The 24,504-nt window shown below is 60.1% G+C and carries 23 protein-coding genes; 8 read left to right on the top strand and 15 right to left on the bottom strand.

The window, feature by feature from the left end; all coding sequences use genetic code 11:
• Positions 1-42: 42 nt before the first annotated feature.
• The 15 genes from WI754_RS23295 to WI754_RS23225 form a co-directional block, all read right to left on the bottom strand.
• Positions 43-1,083, bottom strand: a complete 1,041-nt coding sequence (locus WI754_RS23295) for a branched-chain amino acid ABC transporter permease (RefSeq protein ID WP_341487663.1) — start codon at positions 1,081-1,083, stop codon at positions 43-45.
• A 3-nt stretch (positions 1,084-1,086) separates the two neighbouring features.
• Positions 1,087-1,983: a branched-chain amino acid ABC transporter permease gene (locus WI754_RS23290; protein ID WP_341487662.1), complete on the bottom strand. Its 897-nt coding sequence runs from the start codon at positions 1,981-1,983 to the stop codon at positions 1,087-1,089.
• Positions 1,983-2,897 carry an ABC transporter ATP-binding protein gene (locus WI754_RS23285; protein ID WP_341487661.1) on the bottom strand — a complete coding sequence of 305 codons (915 nt, stop codon included), beginning with the start codon at positions 2,895-2,897 and terminating at the stop codon, positions 1,983-1,985. The genes WI754_RS23290 and WI754_RS23285 overlap by 1 nt, the downstream gene beginning before the upstream one ends.
• A 128-nt stretch (positions 2,898-3,025) precedes the next feature.
• Entirely contained in the window at positions 3,026-4,129 is a 1,104-nt protein-coding gene (gene sfnG, locus WI754_RS23280; protein ID WP_341487660.1) for a dimethylsulfone monooxygenase SfnG, read from the bottom strand.
• Between the two features lie 22 nt (positions 4,130-4,151).
• Positions 4,152-4,748: an FMN reductase gene (msuE, locus tag WI754_RS23275; protein ID WP_341487659.1), complete on the bottom strand. Its 597-nt coding sequence runs from the start codon at positions 4,746-4,748 to the stop codon at positions 4,152-4,154.
• Positions 4,749-5,003: 255 nt separating this feature from the next.
• Positions 5,004-5,930, bottom strand: a complete 927-nt coding sequence (locus tag WI754_RS23270) for a 5'-methylthioadenosine phosphorylase (protein WP_349438047.1) — start codon at positions 5,928-5,930, stop codon at positions 5,004-5,006.
• A 13-nt stretch (positions 5,931-5,943) separates the two neighbouring features.
• Positions 5,944-6,432: a MarR family transcriptional regulator gene (locus WI754_RS23265; RefSeq protein WP_341487657.1), complete on the bottom strand. Its 489-nt coding sequence runs from the start codon at positions 6,430-6,432 to the stop codon at positions 5,944-5,946.
• A gap of 82 nt (positions 6,433-6,514) precedes the next feature.
• Positions 6,515-7,147, bottom strand: coding sequence for an isochorismatase family cysteine hydrolase (locus WI754_RS23260; RefSeq protein ID WP_341487656.1), 633 nt, complete (start codon positions 7,145-7,147; stop codon positions 6,515-6,517).
• Positions 7,148-7,151: 4 nt separating this feature from the next.
• On the bottom strand, positions 7,152-8,201 hold the full coding sequence (locus WI754_RS23255; RefSeq protein ID WP_341487655.1) for an ABC transporter ATP-binding protein: 1,050 nt from the start codon (positions 8,199-8,201) through the stop codon (positions 7,152-7,154).
• Positions 8,188-8,967, bottom strand: coding sequence for an ABC transporter permease (locus tag WI754_RS23250; protein WP_341487654.1), 780 nt, complete (start codon positions 8,965-8,967; stop codon positions 8,188-8,190). Before WI754_RS23250 ends, WI754_RS23255 begins: the two co-directional genes overlap by 14 nt.
• A gap of 11 nt (positions 8,968-8,978) precedes the next feature.
• Positions 8,979-9,893: an ABC transporter permease gene (locus tag WI754_RS23245; protein WP_341487653.1), complete on the bottom strand. Its 915-nt coding sequence runs from the start codon at positions 9,891-9,893 to the stop codon at positions 8,979-8,981.
• On the bottom strand, positions 9,883-10,959 hold the full coding sequence (locus WI754_RS23240) for an extracellular solute-binding protein (protein ID WP_341487652.1): 1,077 nt from the start codon (positions 10,957-10,959) through the stop codon (positions 9,883-9,885). The genes WI754_RS23245 and WI754_RS23240 overlap by 11 nt, the downstream gene beginning before the upstream one ends.
• Before the next feature lie 420 nt (positions 10,960-11,379).
• Positions 11,380-13,605 carry a trehalase family glycosidase gene (locus WI754_RS23235; protein ID WP_341487651.1) on the bottom strand — a complete coding sequence of 742 codons (2,226 nt, stop codon included), beginning with the start codon at positions 13,603-13,605 and terminating at the stop codon, positions 11,380-11,382.
• A 107-nt stretch (positions 13,606-13,712) separates the two neighbouring features.
• Positions 13,713-17,246, bottom strand: coding sequence for a molybdopterin cofactor-binding domain-containing protein (locus WI754_RS23230; RefSeq protein WP_341487650.1), 3,534 nt, complete (start codon positions 17,244-17,246; stop codon positions 13,713-13,715).
• On the bottom strand, positions 17,243-17,761 hold the full coding sequence (locus WI754_RS23225; protein ID WP_341487649.1) for a (2Fe-2S)-binding protein: 519 nt from the start codon (positions 17,759-17,761) through the stop codon (positions 17,243-17,245). The genes WI754_RS23230 and WI754_RS23225 overlap by 4 nt, the downstream gene beginning before the upstream one ends.
• 354 nt (positions 17,762-18,115) lie before the next feature.
• Here WI754_RS23225 and WI754_RS23220 point away from each other — a divergent pair, with 354 nt between their 5' ends.
• The 8 genes from WI754_RS23220 to WI754_RS23185 all read left to right on the top strand — a co-directional run bounded on the left by WI754_RS23220 (position 18,116) and on the right by WI754_RS23185 (position 24,495).
• Positions 18,116-19,252 (top strand): FAD-dependent monooxygenase, encoded by a 1,137-nt coding sequence (locus tag WI754_RS23220; protein WP_341487648.1) that lies wholly within the window; start codon positions 18,116-18,118, stop codon positions 19,250-19,252.
• On the top strand, positions 19,249-20,049 hold the full coding sequence (locus WI754_RS23215) for an alpha/beta hydrolase (RefSeq protein WP_341487647.1): 801 nt from the start codon (positions 19,249-19,251) through the stop codon (positions 20,047-20,049). Before WI754_RS23220 ends, WI754_RS23215 begins: the two co-directional genes overlap by 4 nt.
• 92 nt (positions 20,050-20,141) lie before the next feature.
• Entirely contained in the window at positions 20,142-20,894 is a 753-nt protein-coding gene (locus WI754_RS23210; protein ID WP_341487646.1) for an Asp/Glu racemase, read from the top strand.
• Between the two features lie 10 nt (positions 20,895-20,904).
• Positions 20,905-21,537, top strand: a complete 633-nt coding sequence (locus tag WI754_RS23205; protein WP_341487645.1) for an N-carbamoylsarcosine amidohydrolase — start codon at positions 20,905-20,907, stop codon at positions 21,535-21,537.
• A 57-nt stretch (positions 21,538-21,594) separates the two neighbouring features.
• Positions 21,595-22,623 (top strand): leucyl aminopeptidase, encoded by a 1,029-nt coding sequence (locus WI754_RS23200; RefSeq protein ID WP_341487644.1) that lies wholly within the window; start codon positions 21,595-21,597, stop codon positions 22,621-22,623.
• Positions 22,624-22,822: 199 nt separating this feature from the next.
• Positions 22,823-23,287, top strand: coding sequence for a MarR family transcriptional regulator (locus WI754_RS23195; RefSeq protein ID WP_341487643.1), 465 nt, complete (start codon positions 22,823-22,825; stop codon positions 23,285-23,287).
• A gap of 183 nt (positions 23,288-23,470) precedes the next feature.
• Positions 23,471-23,800: an XdhC family protein gene (locus WI754_RS23190; protein ID WP_341487642.1), complete on the top strand. Its 330-nt coding sequence runs from the start codon at positions 23,471-23,473 to the stop codon at positions 23,798-23,800.
• Complete coding sequence (locus tag WI754_RS23185) at positions 23,800-24,495, top strand: XdhC family protein (protein ID WP_341487641.1); 696 nt, start codon at positions 23,800-23,802, stop codon at positions 24,493-24,495. Before WI754_RS23190 ends, WI754_RS23185 begins: the two co-directional genes overlap by 1 nt.
• Positions 24,496-24,504: the final 9 nt, after the last annotated feature.

Below are 24,504 nucleotides of genomic sequence, written 5' to 3'. Positions count from 1 at the left end.
AGTTTGGACTGCGTTTCAGAGCTTGCAGGGCTCCGGACTTGATCAGAACCGCGCGACGGCGGCGCCGATGCGTTCTCGGACCCGGTCCCAGAGGGCCACGAGGCCATCCGGTTCGAGGATCAGGAACAGGATTATCAGGGCACCGAGAACGATGCGCTGCGTCATGTCGAGCACGCCCGAATTGAAGACGTCCCCGAGCAGGAACGCACCAAGCCGAGACAGAACGAGCGGGAACACGACGATCAGCGCCGCACCGAAAAAGGCGCCGCGGATCGAGGCGAGCCCGCCGATGATGACGATGAAGAGGATCTGGAACGACCGGTCGAGATTGAAGCCGGCAGGCTCTACGGTGCGGAGATAGGCAAAGGCCCAGAGCACGCCGGCGACGCCGATGATAAAGGAGGAGATCGCGAAGGCGAGGAGCTTGGTCTTCAGCACCGGCACGCCGATGATGCGTGCCGCCGTCTCGTTGTCACGCACGGCTATGAAATTGCGGCCGGTCTGCGAATTCACCAGCCGGTACGCCAGCAACGTCAACACGGCCACCACTGTCAGAGCGAAATAATATCGCCCGACCGGTCCCTCGAAGATGAAACCGGCAATCGAGAGCTGCGGCGCATCGATCACGCCGGATGCGGAATCGTTGGAGAACCAGCTGAATTTCGTCAGCGCCCACTGCACGAAGAACTGCGCGGCAAGCGTCGATACTGCGAGATAGAAACCCTTCAGGCGCAGGCTTGGCAGGCCGAACACCAGGCCGATGGCGGCAGCGGCGAAGCCTGCGAGAACGAGGCTGAATATCAGCGGAAGGCCATCGACTCGCAGGTTGAAATTGAACGCGGCGAAGGCGCCGACCGCCATGAAGGCAGCGCTTCCAAGCGAGACTTGGCCTGCATATCCCGTGAGAATGTTGAGGCCGAGACCGGCAAGACTAAGCGCCAGGAATGGCAGTAGAATGGCTTCAAAGAGGTAGCTTGAGCCGAGAAGCGGTACCGCAACATAGGCTATGACGAGCAAGGCCAACGGCGCGGCCCAACGGGCGGGGAAACGGTAGGACGGCAGGTCGTAGGTGATCGTGGACATCGGTCAGACCCTTTCCACAAGCTTCTGGCCGAACAGGCCGGAGGGGCGCACAAGCAGGAAGGCGAGTGCGATGACATAGGCAAACCAGCCCTCGATGCCGCCGCCGAAATATTCGCCGATATAGACCTCGGCGAGTTTCTCTGACGCGCCAATCAAAAGACCGCCGACAATCGCGCCCAGGATCGAGTCAAAACCACCAAGGACCAGCACCGGCAGGGCTTTCAGAACGATTAACGACAGCGAGAATTGTACGCCGACACGGGCGCCCCACAAAAGACCGGCGACCAGCGCCACCAAACCGGCAGCGGCCCAGACCGACGCCCAGATCCACGGCAATCTCAGGCCGACTGCAAGAGCCGCGAACTGGTCGTCCGCAACAGCGCGGAAGCCGAGACCGATGCGGGTGTAGCGGAAAAAGGCCGAGAGCAGCGCCACCATTCCTGCGGCAATGACCGCAGCAAAGATATCGAACTGGCTGATATAGACACCGCCGACATCGAAAGGCACATCCTCGATGCCGAGGTCGAGCCCGTGCACCTGCGTGCCCCAGATAAGCTGCGCCGCGCCCTCGATGACGTAGGAGAGGCCGAGCGTGGCCATGAACAGCGTGATCGGCGGCTTGTTGGTCAACGGCCGCAAGACCGTACGCTCGATGGCAATGCCGATGCCGACCATGATCGCGAAGGTAATGGCGAATGCCAGCGGGAAGGAAATGCCGCGCTCGGTGAGACTGACGAAGGTCAGCGCCGCGAACAGCAGCATCGCCCCTTGGGCGAAATTCAGGACACCCGAGGTTTTGTAGATCAGCACGAAACCGATCGCGACAAGCGAGTACATGACGCCGGAAAGAAGGCCTCCGACGAGAACCTCGGTGAAGAACAACCAGTCGAAATTGGCCATCAGATGCCCTCCCCGTCTTCGTTTTCGGGCGCAACACCCAGATAGGCATCGATGACCCGCTGATCCCGCTGGACCTCGTCAGGCGTTCCGTCCGCAATCTTGCGGCCGTAATCGAGCACAGCCACCCGGTCGGACAGGCCCATGACGACGCCGATATCGTGTTCGATCAGGACAACGGTGGTGCCATATTGATCGCGGGCGGCGCGCACGAAGCCGGCCATCTCGTTCTTTTCGGTTGCGGTCATGCCCGCCATCGGCTCGTCAAGCAGCAAGATTTCGGGCTCAGCCACAAGCGCGCGCGCAAGCTCCACGCGCTTCCGCAGTCCGTAAGGCAGGGTTCCGGCCAGGCGGTCGCTGACATGTGAGAGATGCAGGAAGTCGAGAACGTCTAAGGCGCGGCTTCGTGCGTCCGCTTGTTCGGCCCTTGATCTTCCGAAACCGACGATCTGCTCAAAGAAGCTCGACCGTGTCTTGTGAGCCCGGCCGACCACGACATTGTCCAGAACGCTCAGCCCCTTGAACAAGGCTAGGTTCTGGAACGTGCGGGCAATGCCGAGACGGGCGAGATGCTGCGTCGGGACCTGCGCATAGTGTCTTCCGGACAGGCGCACAAGACCGCGATCCGGCCGGTACACGCCACTGATCACATTGATGATCGAGCTCTTTCCCGCGCCATTCGGCCCGATGATCGCAAGGATCTCTCCGCGCGCTACCGACAGGTCGATATCCGTCAGGGCCACGACACCGCCGAAGGACAAGGTCACGCCCACAAGATCCAGAACCGTGTCGCCGAGTTTTTTCTGCCGATCTTCGTCACGACGCGGGGGTGTGTCGAGGCCAGCCAGATGCTCCTGTATCTCCGGCGGGAAGGGCGCTGATCCGAGCGCTCCGAAAGCCAATGTCATCGTGTGCATGCCCCTCTTCTCCACCGCACCAACCGTATGCTCTGGCGCGCAATATCCCTTCCGCAGATCGCGGCACGATCTGCGGCTCTGTCGTTCCCGGTGACGGCCGAAACACCGGCTGCCTATGCTGTACTGACTTATTCCGCGGCGATTGCGGTTGCGGCGTCCGCCTCTTCGATGGCCCGCACCAGAGGGATGACATGCTTGCCGAAATACTCGACCTCTTCCTGGAAATGCAGGAAACCGAGAAGAATGAGGTCGGCACCGGCGCGCTTCAGATCGACCACACGCTGCGCTACCTGCTCAGGCGTGCCGATCAGGTTGGAACGGAAGCCGTCATTGTACTGGACCAGATCCTCGAAGGAGGATTTCGCCCAGTTCCCCTCACCTTCCGGCGACGACTTTCCGGCATTCTTGACCTCGTGGCCGAAGGCGTTGACTGCTTCCGGATTGGCCTTTTCAATGATTTCGGCCAGAACGGCGCGCGCTTCCTCTTCGGTCTCACGCACGATGGCAAACGCATTGACGCCGACGCGGACGGAATGCCCATTGGCCTTCGCCTTGCCCTGGATGTCCGCCACCTGTTTGCCGATTTCCTCCGGCGTGTTGCCGTTGGTGAAGTACCAGTCTGAAACGCGCGACGCCATGTCGCGGGCTGCCCGCGAAGAACCGCCCTGGAAGATTTCCGGCTGCGGATCGATCGGCTTCGGCTTCAGCGAATAGTTGTTGAAGCGATAGAAATCGCCGCGGAAGGTAAAGTTGTCTTCGGTCCAGATGCCACGCAGGGCGCGGATGAACTCCTCCGAGCGGCGATAGCGCTCGTCGTGATCGAGCCAGTGCTCGCCGATTGCCTGGAACTCGCCGCGGAACCAGCCGCTGACGACGTTGACCGCAACGCGACCATTGGTCAGGTGGTTGATCGTGGCGATCTGCTTGGCGGCCAGCGCCGGATTCCACGGACCCGGCAGAATGGCGGCAATGACCTTCAGCGTCGTGGTCGATTCCAGCAGCGCATGGCTGAAGGAGACCGATTCGTGTTGGAACTCGGCGCCATAGCCGGCGGTGAAGCGGATCTGGCTCAGCGCATAGTCGAAGCCGCTGGCCTCGGCGATTTGCGCCAGCTTCCTGTTGTACTCAATCGTCCAGCTCGTGCGCTGCTCGATGTTCGAGATGACCAGGCCACCCGAAACATTGGGCACCCAGTAGGCGAATTTGACCGGCTCTCTGCTGACGTAGGACATTGCACTCTCCCTCTTCAAATGGTCAGGCGGAAGCTGCGACAAGCGCCGGGCGGTGGCCGGGAGCGCGCGTGGCAGCGGTTTGATCGGTGGCAGGCAGAACCTGCGCGAGGTCTGAAACGGCGCGTTCAATGCGCTCATGAACGGCGGGGTTGCTGATTTCGTAACCCGTAAAGTCGGCTTCGGTGGCGTAGATCGCTGTCGGCAGCGTCAGGGCGTTGAAGAAGCCGAACAGCGGCCGCAGTTGATGCTCGGTCATAAGGCCGTGCAGCGGGGTTCCGCCGGTAGCAGCCAGAATGACGCGCTTGCCGGTCAGCGCCCGGTAGTCGACCAGATCGAAAAGATGCTTGAGCGCGCCGGTATAGGACGCGCGGTAGACCGGCGAGCCGACGACGAGAACGTCGGCCGCCTCGACGGCGTCGATAATCGCACGCCCCTGCGCATCGAGTTGGTCAGCCCGCAAGGCCTTAAACAAGACAGGGGCCGCGTCGACCAGCTCGATTATATGCTGCGAAGCCCCTGTCCGCTCGGCGGAGGCCAACACGATCGCCTCTACAAGCGATGCAGTCCGCGATGGTTTTTTAACATTGCCGGATAGACCAAGGATTGTCCGTTCAGTCATCTCCGTCTCCTCGATAAATTTCTATATTATCTACAAATTAAATAGATAATAAGAGATGCCGAGGAATGGATTTTCAAAACACGGACTGGAATTGAAAAACTTCGCTTTCTTGTCCGCCTTTCAGAGGGCACGTCTCAGGTTTCGCGAAAACGAAGCGCTGGGGGCAATATCGGCGATGCCGTTCGCCACGATAATGCGGATGGAGCAGATGCCACAAAGGAGTCTGACGACATCGCTCCTCTGTGGACGGCATTGTCAGCGCCGTTCTGCGTGGCTGTCTGGCTGCAGAGAACGCAAATTCGCGCAGAGGCAACCGCTGTCGCGTTCAAAGGCGGCAATGGCATGGAGTGCAATGCGCGAGGCCGTGAACTTCATGTCGCTGAGGACGCCTTCGCCCAACACGTTCACCTCTGGTGGCGCAAAATAATTTTGAAATGCAGCGGTGATGAAGGCGCAATTGACGAAGCAGGCGCCAATCTCACGCGCCAGTGTCGCCTCAGGCGCAAGGCTGTGGTTGATGAAATCGGCACCGAGCGTGCGATAGGCCGTGACCTCTGCTGGCGACGTCAGGCGCGGCCCCCAGGCATGGGCCGCGACGAGTTGCGCACGTGGACCGAAGACGCGGGAATCGGCCGGCCAAAACGCCTTCGCTGTGCGCTCCATGACCGCGGCGCAATGCGGGCAGACGAGTTGCTTGCCCGAGCAGTCGTAGCGGAAGCGGTTCGGCAGCAGCGAATACTGGGTCTGGGTCAATTCAAGCATGTCGCTGGCAATAACGAAATCACGTTCCAGGATCGCGCGATTGAGCGAGCCCGCTGTAGAACACGCAATGACCTTGCGCACACCGGCCTCCTGCAGCAGCCAAAAAACGCGCCTGTTCGCCTCATGGTCGATGCGATCGAGGGGCCAGCCATGCGAGAAAACGGTTAGCACGCTGCGGCTCCGTCCGTCGACAGTCTTCGAGCCGTCGATCTCCAAGACCTTCCAGTCGCCGCTCGAACCCCAGGGGGTGTCGAATTCAAGATCCCGCGCAACTACCGTCACCCCAGGCTCATCGAGGTCATCAGGAAAACGCAGACCCCAATTGGCGCTGCCGCAGACGATGGCGAATTCAGCACTTGGGATGGAACGAGTGGACATAGCGGGACTTCCTTTCGCTTGGTGTTGCGGTGCGGCGGCCAAAAATGACCTTCCTTCAGCAGATCTTCTGAAGAAGTTCCATCAGCATCATGCGTTCGCCGGGGGTGAGTGGCTTGAGGGTCTGCGTCGATACGTCCAGGGCTGCGGAACGATTCCTGTCTATCGTTTCCTCCCCGGCCTTCGTCAGCGTCAAAACGAGGCGGCGAGCATCCTCGGTGTCGGGCTTGGTATTGATCAGACCGCGTTTCACCAGGCGGTCCACTACGCCTTTGATGGTTGCCATGTCCATGGCCGTCTCGCGGCCGAGATTCCCTTGCGAACAGGGCTGCAGTTCCCGAAGCTTGGCAAGGGCTGCCCATTGAGTCGTCGTCAGCTTTTCAGCCATCAACTCGGCAAAGATCGCAACGTGACGCTGGTTGGCCTGACGCAAATAGAAGCCCACCTGCTCTCCGAGGGTGTATTGCGTGCCCTCGTCCTGTGTGGGCAGATACTCTTCGAGTTCTGTCTCATTCAACGTCGATGGCTCTCCAACAGCGCCGCTCATCATATCTCTCACATTCTGTCTGGAACTTAATCGGTTGAATCTACCGCATATAGCGCTCACGTGAAAACGCCGTGCGGTCGGGTTAGACAAGTTGGGTGGTTGCGTAAACCGGGATAGCATTAGCGTCCCAAGCATCCAAAATCGCCTGCGTCGTGGACATTTCCAACTGCTCGGAAAGCCGGGGGGCCAGAATGTTCATTGTGGCCTCATGTGCGGCCACGTCACTGCTACCGACGGCATCAGTAGCGATGACGACGCGAAATCCTTGATCGATCGCTGCCAGCACGCTGGCATAGATGCAGACATCAGTTTCAACGCCGCTGAAAACAAGCGCATCAATGCCCTCCGCGCGAAGACGCTCCGTAAAACCAGGGGCGCCAAAGACCGAATAGGTATATTTTTCAACGGTCGATCTGTCGTCCGCGAGTGCTGCCAGGGGCGCGACGAGATCCAGCAAGCCAGAAGCCGGAGCCTCGCTCGCGATGGTCGCCCACCGGCGATAGTAGGTCTTCCATCGTCCCTGCGCCTTGTCGATGGTATCCGGGACCATGAACCTGACAAAGATCGTCCGACCTTCGCGCGCTTCACAGAGGCGAAGCACGTTGGGCAGAATGTCCGCGATGACCGGCGTGTGCCAGTCCGTCGCTTCGGCGAACAGACGCTGCATGTCGATGACAAGATGCACCGTGTTGGGGGAAAGTTGCTCAAGCGCCATCGTTTCAGCTCGCAACGGCGATTGTGTGCTCAGGCGACCAGTCAAGCGAGATCGTGTCACCCTGCTTCAGCACGACGCCGTCCTTGTTCTGTGCGAACAGCTTGACGGCCATCCCATCCGGCGTTTCGAGGAGATAGGACAGGACAGGGCCGGCATAGATGACGGTAGTGATGCGGGCTTCGAGCCGGTTCGCGTCGCTTCCACCGGCGGAAATCGTCATTTTTTCGGGCCGCACCGCCAGGGTGACATCCGTACCGTTGGCAGGAAGCGTGCTTGCAGTCCGCACCACCGTGCCGCTGGCCAGGCGCACCGCGCCGCCTTCAACCTTGCCTTCGAGGAAATTCGAATCTCCCAGAAACTCCGCAGCAAATCGCGTCGTCGGTCTTTCATAGACGGTTGCCGGTTTGCCTGTCTGGACGATCCTGCCTTTGTCAAGAATGGCGACCGTATCGGAGAGCGTCAGCGCTTCCTCCTGGTCGTGCGTTACGAAGATCGTCGTCAGGCCGCTTTCGCGCTGGATTCGCAGAAGCTCGACCTGCATTTCCTGGCGCAGACGCCGGTCGAGCGCGGAGAGCGGCTCGTCAAGAAGAAGCACGCTTGGCTTGATGACCATGGCGCGCGCCAGCGCCACGCGCTGTTGCTGGCCGCCCGAAAGCTGTTTCGGCATCCGGTCGGCAAAACCGGGAAGGCGCACCATCTCCAGAGCGCGATCAACTTCCTTGCGTGCAGCAGCACCTTTTATCCCACGCCGCTCCAACCCGAATGCAACGTTCTGCGCGATCGTCATGTGCGGAAACAAGGCATAGGACTGGAACATCATGCCGATGTTGCGGCCCCAGACGGGAATATTGGTCACGTCGTTGTTGCCGATCATGACGATACCCTCGTCGGGCTTGATGAAGCCGGCGATGATGCGCAGCAGCGTGGTCTTTCCCGACCCCGAAGGACCCAGAAGACTGGTGAAGGAACCCTCGACAAATTCCGTGGAAATATCCGTCAGAACCTTGGTCGAGCCGTAGGTCTTGGCGACCGTGTCAACTTTAACGTTTGTCACTGGTATCTCCGGGTTTGGCGAAGCGCGCGAAAATGAGAATGACGGTCATCGAGCCGAGCAGGAGCAGCGTCGATATCGCGTTGATTTCGGGCGTGAAGCCCTTGCGGATCGCGGAGTAGATCTGGACCGGCAGGGTCGAGTAGCCGGGCGTTGCGAGGAAGTAGGAAATCACGAACTGGTCGAGGGAGACTGCGAAGGCAAACAGTGCAGCACCGAGGATGCTCGGATAGAGCAGCGGCAGCGTCACCGAGAAAAACGCATGGATTGGGGTGGAGCCAAGGCTCATTGCGGCCTCTTCCAGATCGGCGCGGATCGTCTTGAAGCCGGTCCCGACCACCAGCACCACATAGGGAATGGCAAGCGCGACATGACCTATGAGCAGGGCATGCATGCCGCGACCGATCCCGGACCAGTAGAAGAAGACGAGCATCGCGGTACCCGTGATCAACCAGGGAATGGCGATTGGCGGCAACAGAAGCAGCTGCAGCAGGCTCTTGCCGCGGAATGTCCGGCGGGCAAGCGCGGTGGCGGCGAGCGTGCCGAGGCTCGTGGCAAGCACCGAGGTGATGACGGCGATGATGATGCTGTTCATGCCGGCTGTCAGCAGTTGCTTGTTGCCGAGAAGCGCATCGTACCAGCGAAAGGAAAAGGTGAACGGCAACTCGTAGAGCTGGGATTCGTTGAACCCCATCGCCATCATCACGACGATGGGCGTGTATAGGAAGAACAGAACCACCAGAAGATAGATGCGACCGATTTGCTTCATTGTTTCGGTTCCTATGCAGCGGCGCCGCGGCGAAGTACGCCGGAAAATGTCGCGAAGATCGCCAGGACGACGGCAAGCAGCGTGAAGGAAAGAGCAGCACCCAGCGGCCAGTTAAACGCCTGAGTGAACTGATCTTCAATCACAGTCCCCATCGTCACCCCGACCTTGCCGCCGAGGATGCGCGGCTCCATAAAGGAGCCGATAACCGGCACGAAGGTCAGCACGGCGCCGGAGATGAGGCCAGGAGCCGCCATCGGTATGAGGATGCGGAACAGGATCGTCCACCACCGCGCGCCAAGACTGGCCGCCGCCTCGATGATCGCATCATCGATGGTCACGAGCGCGATGTAGCAGGTGAGGATCATATAGGGCAGATAGCCGTGAACGAGACCAAGAACGATGGCGTAGCGCGTATAGAGGAACGAGATCGAGCCGGCATCGGCAAAAACCATATGCAGCACGTTGTCCAGAAAGCCGTTTTCCCGCAGCACCATCGTCCAGGAAAAGACGCGGACAAGCCCGTTCGTCCAGAAGGGAAGAAGAATGAGGATCAACAGCGTTTCGCGCATACGACCGACCGTCGCGCGGGCAAGTGCAACCGCCGCGAGGAAGCCGAAGATCGCGCAGAGCAACGTCGTCCAGAAGCCGATCACCAGAGATGTCCAGCCGATGTTCAACAGATAGGGCTGATCGACGAAGGCCCGGTAGTGCTTGAGTGTGAACGTGATCGGCGCCTTGCCCATGGGCGTCGCCGACATGAAGCTGAACACAAACATGGTGAGCAACGGCAATAGGACCGCCAGCGTCAGCCACGCATAGGTCGGCAGCAGCAGTGCCGTGGTTGCGACCCAGGAGGGGAGCATGCGGTGTTTGCGCGGACCTGAAGGTCCGCGCACCGCTTCGTTGAGAAGAGCGTCACTCCGCATAGAACGCCTTGACCTCCTGCCAAAGGTTGTTGAAGGCCTCGCGCCGGTCGTCTGGCAGCGCCGACATAATGCTCATGGTGGCAATATATTCCGGCTTGTGGATCTGGCGACTAAGGTCGTCGGCAGGCAGTGACTCCATCGCGGCGACGTTGGATGAAGCCGGAGCACCGGCCTTGGTTGCCCATTCGACGTAGAATTTAGGGTCGATCATCCAGTTGGCGAAGGCAAGCGCGCCTTCCATGTTCGGCGCGCTTGCCGGAACGCCGAGGCCATCGACCCAGCCGATGCCGCCTTCCTTCGGGACGACGAAGTCGACCGGAAGCTTGCTGACGCGCTTCGAGCGGACGGAACCGCCCGACCAGTACATCGCCACGTCGAATTCCTTGGCGGCGAAAGACTTGTTCCACTGGTCTTCGGTCGACCAGAGCAGCTTGACGTTCGGCTTGAAGCCCTTAAGCGTCTCCTTGACGAGGTCGAGATCCTTCGGGTTGTTCATGTCCTGGCCGGTGAGAAGTGCTGCAGCCGCGATGACGCCGACCGCGTCGTCCTGCAGGGCAACGCGGCCCTTATAGGCGGCATCGCCAAGAACGGCATAGCTGTCTGCCTTCGGAAGACCTTCGCGCATGGCAAGCGCCGTCAGGCCCCAGACCCACGGCACCGCATAACCCACGCCATCCTTGTTGAAATTCTCGTTCGAGCGCAGATTTTCGGCCACGGACGAGATGTTCGGCACCTTGGAATAATCGATCGGCGCGATAAGGTCTTCCGCCATTGCCTGGGCGCAACGCGCGGCATTGAGCACGACGAGGTCATAGGCACCCGGATTGGTACGCAGCTTGGTAAGCATTTCAGCTTCGGAGCTGTAGTAGTCGTGAACGACTTCGATGCCGGTGCTTTCCTGGAAAGCTTTGATCGACCAGGCTTCGTCCGTGCCGTAACCCTGCCAGTTCAGCACTGTGATGCTGCCCGCAGCAGCTGCTTTTCGCGGAAGCATCGAATAGCCGGCGCCGGCGATAAGACCTGCGGATATCAATTGAAGTGTGTTGCGCCTGGTAATGTTGTTCATTGTTAGCCCCTCTGGCTTTGGTTGACACATACAGTCACGATCCCGGCGGAACCCGGGCATTCGATCGCTATCAAACCGCAGGCAAATCACGCCCATATTAGTTTGTAAGCAAACTAATTTCGTCGCACATTCTCAGGGGATCTTGTCGCGCGACCACCCATGAAGGCGAGCGGTGAAAACTTATGCGCATGCATATTTTCACGCCTTTCATAGATGAAAGCGAATTTCTTCAGCCAAACTTTTACTAAAAGGTCAAAAAACCACAAATGTGGTGTTCCAGCCTATTGTCCTCTCGACTGACGACTCCGCACGTTCGTAACCCTCTGGACTGCGTTCTTTTTGTTTTTTTATTTGTGTACGAATTAATATGCCGGACTTCGTGTGGTGTCAATACTTGCCTCTGTCAGAGCCCGCTCATATTCATGAAAAAACGACCCTTATGCGCGCTCCAGCGGATCCGGAAGCAGGTGGTAACTTGATCTCTCCGTTGAGCACGCGCTCCCAGTTCACGTCGCGGTCTTCCGCGTGCACAGCGACAAATGCATCTTCTCCGAGCGATGGGAGCTCGATCGTCCCGGTAATTGTTTCTGCGGCAAACACCGTGAATCCGATGCTGTCCTTTTCCACGACGATATTGGACAGTTGCCCGCGGATGCGCGTGCGCAGGAAATCATTGCCGTTGAGAGCCAGAACCAACAGGCCATCACGGATTGTGACCGTCGCAGCCCCAGCGGGCGTCAACATCGGGCCCATGGCAACATCTTCTCCGGAATTGGTGATAGTCCATCCCCGCCAGGGATCGAAATCGCAGATTTCCCCGACCGCCATCATCGGCAACAACGCGGCCCATATGTAGAACGGATCGGTATCGCCCTGGTCCATCGCCTCGCCGGTGACGGCATTGTAGTTTTCCGCCGCGATGCGTTCGTTTCGCCAGGATTTCATAAACAGGTCGTAGCTTTGCCGCGCCAGCGCGCTTGCTTCCGCAAAATGCCCGTACCGGCGCAGCCCGAGCCAGACCATGAAATTGACATTCGGCCAGATGCGGCCCCGCCAGTAGACATTGTCAGAGAAGGCCGGATCGTCGCGGGTCGCATTCGGCAAACCGAACGCGCCAGCAAAGGTATTTTCGTCCTTCAGATGGCGGAGCAAGTGTTCGGCTTGGCTCGTGGTAGCCGCACCGCACAGCAGTGGGTAGAAGCTCGTCGGCGATAGGGAGCGGACGAACCCGCCCTTGCGCTGCCGGTTTGCGAAAATGTTCCGCCCGTCGTCCCAGAGTTCCTCAGAAATCAGCTTGCGGCTTTCTGCTGCGGCGGCCGCAAACTCGTCCGCGTCCGCCTGATATCCGAGCACCGCCGCCATCTTGGACAGCATCTCCGCGTCCAACGCCAATGCACAGTTGAGCCCCAGATCGAAGGTGGAAAGCGATCGTGTCGCCGCGTCGTAGATAGCCTCGTCATGGGTTGCCGAATTGTCCATGCCGGTTTCGTTGCGCGCCGCAAAGGCAGTTCCCTTGTAGAGCCCCTCGCCCACATCCGACGTTCCGCAGGAGACGAGACCTGTGCGGTCCGGATCGCGATGGGTTCGCCACCAGCGCTGGTTTCGCGCGAGCGCATCGTAAGAGGCCTTGATGATCGAGATTTCAGCCGTCCGCTGATAAAGCTGCCACGCGACCAGAGCGCCGTACGGAGGCTGGCTGCGGTCAACCCAGGCATCATTGGAGGTGACGATGCAGGCGATATTGCCCTGCGGCGTCGCCCCAGCCAGTGCCACGGCCATGTTTTCGCGGGCGAGATCGGAGTCGAAAACACCGGCGAGAAGGGCTGCGAACGTCTGATCGTTGTACCAGACCGCGAACTTCCCGAGGTTCCAGATGCGCGTCACCGCGGTGTAGGGCCGAGCATTGGTTTCGTCCCAGACGGTGTTCCAGGCGAGCACGTCGCGCATTGCATCCAGCGCGCCGTCGTAGGCGGCCGTATGCGCCGGCGGTATTTCTGCCGGCCGGCTCCCGAGACCGGCGATGGCTTTCTCGATAGCAAGTGCCGCGCTGTCGGCAACGGCAGCACAATAGGCGCCCTGACGCATCATTTCCAGATTGAAGCGAAGGGCCAGAGTAGGTGCGGCATTGCTGCGGCTGGCGAGGTGGAAATAGCCGTTGGCCTCGAAATCCGCACGCAACGCTGCAATCGTGTCGTGGCCAGTCACCTGAATCGGCGCATCCGCCGTTGCGATCGCAACAAACCGCGTACCGATCTTCACCAGTGCAATACCTTTTTCCGCATCGAACGTCACCGTCTCGCCACCCTCGGCCGATATCGTGATCGTCACCCAGAAACGCAGCCCCCATTCACCGGACGTCACCCCCCGCCACTCACCACGAATGGTGAAAGGATCTGATTTCGTTGCCGAAAAGCCGACGGTCGTACCGGAATGATCGGTCTCAAAGTCGATATGCGAACCGTCGATGCTGTGCCGGCCAAGCCGCACGGTGTTGGAGCGTGGGGCAATTTCAGATGTCGTGCGGCTCCTGCTGGAATAGAGGATAGGCGTGATCCGGACGCCGAGCGGCAGAAAGACCATTTCGGCCGGGCGGTCCGACCAGCTGTTCCAGGCGCGGCTTAGGGGGACGGTCGTGTGCAGCAGCATGTTTCGGTTCCAGTCAGAGTTCGTTCGCAAGCAGGATCAGGCGCGGCGGGGTGGTCAGGCCGCTCTTGTCCATTTCATCGCCTCTTTCGCCACCCGCGTTTCCATTCTCAATGTACCATGGACTTGATGCGGTCTATCGCCTGTCCGGTGTCCGCCCAGGAGCCTTTGCCGGGCGCGAAGCGGGCGCGCAGATAGGCCGTCAGGTCTTCCATCTGCCCCCTATCCAGCACATCACGAAAAGCCGGCATCGACATGACTTCAGGTGCTTCGCGGCCAGTTGTTTCGGCAAGGATCGCAGGCGCCTCCACGCCATTCATGAGAACCTGAAGAACATTGTCCGGCACATCGCTGTGCAGGTTGCTGTTGAACGTCAGCGGCGAGAGGACCGAGTTTCCTTCGTGGCAGGAGGCGCAGGCCGCTTCGAAAATGCGCGCGCCTTTCGGCGATATCCGGGCGGCTTGCCCAGAGGCCGCAACACTTGCAGCGATTGCCGATTGCGTCTGAGCATCCAACGTTTCGGACACGGAAGAAGGGGTCAGTCGCGAAAGATATACAGCCATTGCCACGATATCGCTGTCCGGCAGCGGTGCGAGGGCGGAAACGACGTCGGCCATCGGACCTGCGGCGCTGCCGTGATCCCGCGCGTGACCGCTACGAAGATAGTCGTAAAACGCAGCCTCCGTCCACGTCACTGGCCCCTTAGCAAGTGCGGTGAGCGCCGGCGCTTCCCAGCCATCGGCAAAGCCGCCGGAAAGATGGGCCTTTCCGGTCTTTTCGGCACCCAGCACGTTGCGCTCAGTGTGGCAGGCGGAACAGTGGCCGAGCGTTTCGACAAGGTAGGCGCCGCGATTCCAGACAGCATCCTTTGTCTGATCATATTGAAAGGGCGCAGCCTTCAGGAACATGGCATTCCAACCCGCCATCATCGAACGAATGCTGTAGGGGAAGGCCAGTCTCGTTTCCGGCGCCTTCTGCGCGACGGGCGCCTGCGTCATCATGAAGGCGTAGAGGGCCTGAAGGTCAGCTTCCTCGGCGCCCGCAAACGACGTGTAGGGATGCGCCGGGTAAAGGTGATGGCCGTCCCGGCTGATGCCTTGGCGCATGGCGCGCTCGAAGGCCGGATAGGACCAGTTGCCGATGCCGCTTTCCGGATCCGGCGTGATATTCGTTGCGTAGACCGTGCCAAACGGCGTGTCGAATCGGCGCCCGCCGCCGAAAGCCTGGCCGTCGGTGCCGACATGGCAGACATTGCAGGCTCCGGCTGCGGCAGCGAGCCTGCCGCGCTCGATGGTGGCCACACTGTAGACATTGGGGTCCGGCTTCTCGACAGGGCTGATCACCGGGCGCCACGGAGATGCCATCGTCGAAAGGCCCGCGACTGCCGTCAGCATGCCAACGACAGGCACGCCTAGAGTCCACCAGCGGCGTTTGCGAACGGGCGGAACAGGCTCCGCGACGCTCTTGCCATTGAGGCCGCCCAGGACGCGCTCCGGCGTCAAGGGCAGCTCGCGAAAACGGATGCCGGTCGCATCGAACACCGCATTGGCGATGGCTGCGGCGCTCGGAACGGAGGCAGACTCCCCGACGCCGAGCGGCGGCTCGTCAGGCCGCGGGATCATCAGCACGTCGATTTCAGGCACTTCAGGGAAAGTGATGAGCGGATAGCCGCCCCATTCCTTGCTCGTTACCGCAGTAGCCGAAAAGCCGACTTGCTCCTTCAGCACGCGGCTGGTGGATTGGATGATATTGCCGTGTATTTGATGGCGCACGCCGTCCGGGTTGATCATCAACCCGGAATCCTGGCCGCAGATCACCCGCGTGACCGCGATCTCGCCGGTCTTCCGGTTGACGGCCACGTCGGCGACCCAGGCGGCCCAGGCGGCGGCCGTTCCGGGGAATTTTCCGTGCACATAGACGGCATAGGCGAAGCCCCTGCCGTAGAGGAGATCGCCCTCCCCACCCATTGTTCCCGGGCCGGTGTCCCATTTGGCGCGTTCAGCGACGGCGCGGACAAGGTCGACGGCCCGTGGATCCTGCAGATAGCGCAACCGGTATTCGATCGGATCGACACCGGCGGCAGACGCAAGTTCATCGACGTAGGATTCATGCGCGAAGGTATTCGGCATCGCCGAAACGCCACGGAACCATGACGCGCGCGCGATCGGCGGCATGTCGTGAACGGTTACACGAAGATTGCCGTAGGCGTAGGGCGGAATTGCGGTCCTGTCGCCCATCTGCAAGGTATCGGCAACCGGCGAAATCTTGCCGGTCAGGAGAAGCGGAAGTGTCGGTGCGAGATTGGAGGGATACCGCGTTTCGAAATCATAGGCCGCAGGGCCGCCTTCGAGGTCGAGGCCACCGCGCACGTCGATCACCTGCGCCGCCCCCTTGGGCTCCCAGGCATGCTCCTGCTCACGCGTCAACTGTACCCGGACCGGCTTGCCGACGGCACGCGATAACAGGGCCGCATCAGCTGTAACATCATCGGCGCAATTACGCCCGTAACATCCGGCGGCTTCAAGACGTTCCACGGTGATGCGCTCTTCCGGGATATCGAGGAGAACCGAGAGGTCCTTGCGCATCGGAAACGGATTCTGCGTACCGGACCACACCGTCAGGTGGTCATCGCGATAGTCAGCCACAGCGCAGGAAGGTCCAATCGAGCCATGCATCTGATAAGGCCAGACATAGGTGCGGTCCATCGCACTGGTCGCCCCCGCAAGCGCCAGATCGACATTGCCACGATCCGCCAACTTCCGGGGTGTCGATGGATTGGCACGCAACGCCTCTTCCGGAGAGTTGAGATCGGGCTGTTCCGGCGGAAGGCGCCAAACGGCTTTCAGGTTTTTTGCAGCTTCCGCCGCGTTCTCCTCGCGGGTTGCGACAACCCCGACAAAATCACCGATGACAACAACCGCGACGACACCTGGAATATGCGCGACGGAGCTATCATCGACCGAAATGAGGCTCGTTCCGACATGCGCACCGTGATCGAACCCCGCATAGGGCGGCCGCACCACCCGGCCGTGCAGCATGCCCGGGACGCGAACATCGTGAACATACATCCAGCGGCCGGTGGCCTTGGCCGGAATATCAACACGCGGCCTAGAGGACCCAACAATGCGGTAGGTGGAAACCGGCTTCAACGGCGCTTCTGGATCGATAACAAGCTGGACATTGGCGCCACTGACAAGATCGCCGAAGGACAGGCTTGCATTCTCACCTGTCACTGCCCGGATGATCCCGTCCTCGACAACGAGATTTTCGGGCGCCAATTGAAGCCGTTCGCCCGCCTGGCGCAACAAATATTGCCGCGCCGTCGCGGCAGCGCGCTGGAGCGGTTTCGCGGTGATCTGGATGGTCTCGCTGGCGATGGTCGCGCCCTGATTGGGCACGGCGGAAGTGCTGCCCAGCACCATTGCCACGCGTTCAAAGGGCACATCGAGTTCTTCGGCGACGATCTGGGCAAGCGATGTCCTAATGCCGGTCCCGAGATCCACGTGACCGTTGAACGCGGTGACGCTGCCCTTCGCATCGACGACGATATAGAGGTCGGCATCCCGGTCCGAAGAGGAGACGACGGCTAGCGTGTCGGGTGCGGCAAGATAGGTCGATTTGGGGAAATCGCGGCCGGCGGTCATGCTTGTGTCTCCGGGATGATGGCAGACGAAGCGGCCTTGGACAGACCAATGGCCTTGCGCACGGCGGCGAGAATTTCGATATGCGTGCCGCAGCGGCAGAGATTGTGGCGCAAAGCTTCGCGGATATCGGCCTCCTCAGGATCAGGATTGCGGCCCAGCAATGCGACCGAGCTGATGATCATTCCGTTGAGGCAATATCCGCACTGCGCGCCGGACTCCTCAATGAAGGCCTGCTGGACCGGATGGAGATGCTTCTCGTCGCCCAGCCCTTCGAGCGTGGTGATGGCCCGCCTGGCAACCGCCGCGATCGGGATCGTGCACGAGCGGACCGCACGTCCCTCCATCAGGATACAGCAGGCCCCACACTCGCCAAGACCGCATCCGTATTTCGGTCCATTGAGCTCGAGATCATTGCGCAGAATATAAAGCAGCGGAGTCTTGGGATCGGCCTCCACGACCACTTTCCGGCCATTGACCTTCAGAGAAAACGGCGATGCTACCGACGTCTTCGTCATATACTCAGCCTCGGCCTGGAACAGACTTGAGGATCACCTGCTTCTCCTCGTGACGCTTGCGACCTCGCTTGGCTCTCAAGAACATGGCGCTCCCCGCTCGTCTTGCCGCCATCGGCCACAGCCCCATGGCTACTCTCTCGATTTAAGCAGTGTATACGCTTTATATGTTTATTGGCAACGGGAATTTCTGATCAAATATTCATCGAATATTCCCGTGCTGATGCAATTTCAGGCGGACTTGCCGTCAATTAACATCCATTTTGCCCTTGCAGTTTACAGTGTATACGCTTAATATGCCAATCCTGAAGACTGGCCCATCGAGGTCTTACAAAAACCTGTCACGGGGAGGCATTCATGCCGAACGAGAACCAGACGATCGCAATCATCGGCGCCGGACTTGGCGGCGCGGCGGCAGGTGCGCTGCTGCAACATGCGGGCTTCAACGTTCAGATTTTCGAGCAGGCTCCGAGTTTTTCTCGCCTGGGTGCCGGCATTCACATGGGGCCGAACGTTTTGAAGATCTTTCAGCGCATCGGCATGGACCAGAAGCTGATCGATATCAGCAGCACACCAGCCTATTGGTTCAGCCGGAACGGCCTTACGGGGGAATACCTCTCCCGCATTCCGCTCGAAGGTTATGGGGCGACCTATTGTACCGTCCATCGCGGCGACCTCTCGGCCTTGCAGATGGACACCATGACTCCGGGGACCGTTCAGTTCAACAAGCGATTGACCCGCCTCGAAGACAATGGCTCGGACGTCTATCTCGAATTCCAGGACGGCACGTCTGCGCGGGCGGCAATCGTCATCGGCGCGGACGGCATCAATTCACGTGTTCGCGAGACGCTGCTGGGCGTAGAAAGGCCGAATTACAGCGGCTGGGTCGGTCATCGCGCGATGATCTCCGCCGATAAGCTGAAGAAGTTCGACCTCACCTTCGAGGACTGCGTCAAATGGTGGGGGCCGGATCGCCACATGATGGTCTACTACACCACCAGCAAGCGCGATGAATACTATTACGTCACCGGCGTCCCACATGCCGCCTGGGAATTCGACGGTGCCTTCGTGCAGAGCAGCCGCGAAGAGATGTCCGAGGCATTCGCAGGCTACCACCCCGTCATATCGGCGTTGATCGAGGCGACCGACGAGGTGACAAAGTGGCCCTTGTTCAATCGCAATCCGCTGCCGCTCTGGAGCGAGGGCCGCATGGTCCTGCTCGGCGATGCCTGCCACCCGATGAAGCCCCATATGGCGCAGGGTGCCGCCATGGCGATCGAGGATGCGGCGATGCTTGCACGTTGCCTGAAGGAAACGGGAGCGGGCGACTACGCGACCGCCTTCCGCCTCTATGAAGCCCATCGGCGCGATCGAGCCACGCAGGTCCAGACCGTATCGAACGCCAATACGTTCCTCCAAAAGCAGGAGGATCCGTCCTGGGTCTATGGCTACGACGTCTACGCCCAGCGTCTGACCGACAAGAGCGTCGCATGAGCTCGGCCCTCCTTTACGGCGCGCACGTCTTTGCCAACGGCATTCGCCAGCACTATCTCCGCTACGGCGGCAAGGGGCGGCCGATCATCCTCATTCCCGGCATCACCAGCCCGGCGATCACCTGGGGTTTCGTCGCTGAACGCCTCGGCGAACAATACGACGTTTACGTTCTCGATGTGCGCGGACGCGGCCTATCCTCGACCGGCCCGAACCTCGACTATGGCCTTGATGCCATGGCTGCCGATGTGACCGCCTTCGCACAAGCTCTTAGGCTTGCAGCGCCCGCGCTTCTCGGCCACTCCATGGGCGCACGCATCGCCATGCGTGCGGCAACATCGGGCAGCGGCGACTTCTCGCGTCTTGTTCTTATCGATCCTCCCGTCTCCGGACCTGGGCGCAGGCCCTATCCCAGCAAGCTGCCATGGTATGTCGATTCAATCCGCCTTGCGCTTGCCGGCATCGATGCGGAGGGCATGAAAGCATTCTGCCCGACATGGACGGAAGGGCAGCTCAGGCTTCGCGCCGAATGGCTGCATACCTGCTTTGAGCCCGCCATCGTCACCGCCTTCGAGGACTTCCATAAAGACGATATCTTCCCTGATTTTCCGAAGCTGACGCAACCGTCGATGCTGATGGTCGCCGGGCGCGGCGGCGTCATCGAACCGGTGGACGAGGACGAAATCCGTGCGCTCAATCCCGCCATCGAGATCACGCGGGTGGCGAATGCCGGCCACATGATCCCCTGGGACGATTTCGACGGCTTCTTTGAAGCACTTGGGGACTTTCTGTCTCGCTAGACGCTAGTGGCGGGTCTTTGGCCCGCCATTTTTATGGCCGCCACGATAGCCCGTACGGCGCATTTCCGATCCGTCATTAAAGGAGCACATCCGTGCAGAAACCCTATCGAATCGGCCAGATCGTGCCGAGTTCCAACACCACGATGGAGACGGAGATACCGGCGATGTTGATGGCCCGCCAGTCCATTCGCCCGGAACGCTTCACCTTCCATTCCAGCCGCATGCGCATGAAGAAAGTCGTGAAGGAAGAACTGGCGGCTATGGATGCTGAATCCGACCGCTGTGCCGTCGAGCTTTCCGACGCCCGTGTCGATGTTCTTGGATATGCATGCCTCGTTGCCATCATGGCGATGGGCCTCGGCTATCACCGCCAGTCCGAGAGGCGCCTGGCCGGCCGCACCCAGGAAAACGGTACGAACATTCCAGTCGTCACCAGTGCCGGCGCGCTAATCGAGGGTCTGAAGGTGATGAAGGCGAAAAAGATTGCCGTCGTCGCGCCCTACATGAAGCCTCTCACCGAACTCGTCGTGAACTACATTCGCGAAGAGGGTTTCGAGGTGATGGATTGGCGGGCGCTTGAAATTCCCGACAATCTCGATGTCGCCCGCCACGACCCGGAAAACCTGCCGGCCATCGTCCAGACGCTGGACCTCACCGATGTCGATGTCATCGTTCTGTCGGCCTGCGTGCAGATGCCGTCGCTGCCGGTGATCGCCAAGGTCGAGGCCATGACCGGAAAGCCCGTCGTCACCGCCGCCGTTGCCACAACCTATTGCATGCTCAAGTCGCTTGGACTGGAAGCCGTGGTACCCGGTGCGGGCGCGCTGCTGTCCGGCGCATACTGAGGAGAAACCGATGCAGAGTGCCGAAGCCAATTATCAGGGTGTCTGGGGCAACCGCATCGGCTTCGGCCAGCGCCCCGCATTGCTTGTCGTCGATTTTCTAAAGGCCTATACGGTGGAAGGCGCTCCGCTCTATGCGCCCGGCGTCGTCGAGGCCGTTGCCAAGACGCCAGCACTTCTGGATGCTGCGCGCAAGGCCGGCATCCCGGTGATCCATACGCGCATTCTCTATCTTGCCGAAAACTGCGCCGATGGCGGTATGTGGGTGAAGAAGGCGCCGGTCATGAAGGCGATGGTCGAGGGTAACGTGCTTGCGGAGTTCTGCGAGGGCGTCGAACCAGCGGCCGGCGAGCTTGTCGTCGTCAAGCAATATGCCAGCGCCTTTTTCGGCACCAGCCTCGCATCGCTCCTGCATACCCAGGGCATCGATACCGTTGTCATGGCCGGTTGCTCGACCAGCGGCTGCATCCGCGCCAGTGCCGTCGATGCCGTGCAACACGGCTTCCGGACCATCGTCGTGCGCGACTGCGTCGGCGACCGCCATCCTGGCCCCCACGAGGCCAACCTTTTCGACATTGACAGCAAATATGGCGACGTCGTTTCGAGGGACGAAGCGATTGCGGTTTTCGCGGCAGTGGCCGGCTGATCCGCAGGATACGAACAAGAAGACTGACAGACCCAAGCCAACCAGAGGATAAAGACAATGAACTCGAATGTTCTGACTGAAATGTGCCTGGAACAGTTGACCCTCAGCGGGGTGCACGAAGGCGAGAAGGTAATCGTTCTGTCCGAAGGCGATGATCGTCTCGATTATGCCAATGCCTTTCTTGCCGCCGGCCAGAGGCTTGGCGCCCGCATGTATCATATGCGCCTTCCCGCCCCGCTTCCCGATAGCGGTGCCTGGGCCGTCGGCAAGACGGGTCTTGCCGCCAATCCGGACGCCGTCGAGGCCCTGAAGAATGCCGATATGGTTGTCGACCTGATCTTCCTGCTCTTCAGCGAAGAGCAGATGGCGATCCAGGCCTCCGGCACCCGCGTCCTGACCGCCGTCGAGCCGGCGCCACTGCTCGCCCGCCTGATGCCAACCAAACAGCTGCGCGAGCGCGTCGAAGTCGGCGCCGAATTGCTGGCGAAGGCAAAGACCATGCGCATCACCAGCAAGCATGGCACCGACGTCATCTACAAGCTCGGCGTCTATCCGACGATGAGCGAATATGGCTATACCGACGAGCCGGGCCGCTGGGACCATTGGCCAGCCGCCTTCGTCTTCACCGGCGGCGCCGATGACGGCGTGGACGGACAGATCGTGTTGGCACCGGGCGACGTTCTGCTTCCGTTCAACACCTATGTGCGCGATCCCGTCACCTACACGATCGAAAAGGGCTTCATCACCGATATCCGCGGCGGCCTCGATGCGGAACTGATCAAGTCCTACATGGGCACGTTCCACGATCCGCGCGGCTTCGGTATGAGCCATGTCGGCTGGGGGCTCGACCACCGCGCCCATTGGCACGGACTGACCCATTTCCCCGGCGGCATGGGCATGGAGCTGCGCTCGTTCTACGGCAACGTGATGTTCTCGACCGGCCCGAACAACGAACTCGGCGGCCCGAACGACACGGCCTGCCATCTGGATATCCCGATGCGCAATTGCTCACTCTTCCTAGACGACGAACCGATGGTTCTGGACGGCAACATCGCCGTCAAGGAAATGCAGCACGTCTTCAAGTAGTCCGCACTTAGAAAGGTTGGAGAATTGTCCTCCAACCGATTCCGATTTATGGACTGCCGCGACACTCAATAGGCTCCTCCCCCAAAAGGGGCGGAGCGGTTCGAACGGCTTTGCGTGCGTTTCCGTCTTATCGCTTCCATTCGGGCCACCCTGAGCCATAGTTGCAGAAGCGCCGGCAACGTCCGTTTTGAGGATGGGAATGACAGACGAAAACGACAAGCAGGACATCCCGCAGGACGGCTACACCTTCACCCAGCAGGTGGGCCATCTCATGCGCAAGGCCTACCAGAAACATCTTGCGATCTTCCAGGAAAACGCCAGCGATCCTCATCTGACATCGGTCCAGTTCGTCACACTCTGCGCTCTCCGCGACCATGGACCGAGTTCGCAGGCCGAGCTCGTCAAATCGACGGCGGTGGATCAGGCAACGATCAGAGGCATCATCGACCGCCTGAAAGCGCGTGGCCTGATCGATATCTCCAAGGATAAGGAGGACGGCCGAAAGGTGATCATGTCATTGCTACCGGCTGGGCTGGCGGTTTTGGACGGCATGTACCCAAAGGCGCGCCTGATTACGGAACTGACCATGAAAAAGCTCAACCCGGCAGAACGGGTCGCATTGCTCTACCTTTTGCGCAAGGTCTCTGAGGATGACGACGCTTGACGAGTGCTAAACTGAAAATAGGAATTTGGCGAAAGGACGCGCCGAAACCCCGGAAATCCCAATTCCAGGAGGCCTGAAAATGGGAGCAGCTCAATTTTTGGGAACTGCGTTGGAAAACAAACTCGTCGTATCCTTGGCGAACTCGTGAAGCAGGGATCTTGGAATCTCGATGGAGACGCTGGCATGGCAGATACATCTTTCCGGTATGATCCGTTGACGACGGCGCAGGAATGGAAAGTCGCTGGCCGCCAAGTTGCGATCGCAACCGTCATCGAGACGTGGGGATCGGCCCCTTGCGCGCCTGGTAGTCATCTCGTGATCGATCGTGACGCAAATTTCGAAGGTTCGGTCTCGGGAGGATGTGTCGAAAGCGAGGTAATCAGCGAGGCGGCGAATGTCATTGACAGTGGTACCGCAAAGATCCTTGAAATTGGAGTTTCCGACGAACGGGCATGGAGTGTCGGACTTTCCTGCGGTGGACGTATCCGCATCTATATTGAAAGCCTGGTTTAATGAAACTGGACGATCTAAGGCGGCTGAACACGGCGCGTCACCAGCGCCAGACAGTGTTGCGGATTACCGATCTGCATGGAGGCCATGACAGCATCGTAGTTGAGGGTGAAGCGTGCGACCCTCTATTTGCTGTGCCGGTGTCGACCGCATTCCGTTCGGGTAAGTCGGGATCCTCAGAAATTGCGGGCCGAACATATTTTATCGACGTTCAGGTACCACCGCCGCAAATCGTCATCATCGGCGCGGTGCACCTCGGTCAGGTCTTGGCGCAAATGGCACAACTTGCCGGTTTCGCCATTCGCGTTATTGATCCGCGGATGGCCTTCGCCACGCCGCAGCGTTTCCCAAACATAGAGCTCTACCCGGACTGGCCAGACGAGGTGTTCGCAACACGCCCGCTAGATGCCTGTACGGCGCTCGTCGCTCTGTCTCATGACCCGAAGATCGACGACTTTCCCGTTGCCGAGGCTCTACGAGCCGGCTGTTTCTATGTCGGCGCACTCGGGGGCCGCAAGTCGCATTCGTTGCGTTTGCAACGCCTCGCAGCGAACGGGTTCAGCGCCGCCGATCTCGGGAGGATTCGTGGTCCAATCGGCCTTGATATCGGCGCGATCGGTCCGTCAGAAATCGCGATAGCAATCCTGGCGGAAATCGTTCAGTCTTTGAGACGCCGTAGCACTGCCGCCACCCAATGAGGCTGGGCG

The sequence above is a fragment of the Pararhizobium sp. A13 genome (assembly GCF_040126305.1).
GTDB lineage: Bacteria > Pseudomonadota > Alphaproteobacteria > Rhizobiales > Rhizobiaceae > Pararhizobium.
Note: the sequence above shows the minus strand (reverse complement) of the source record. Positions and strands in the feature narration are given on the sequence as shown.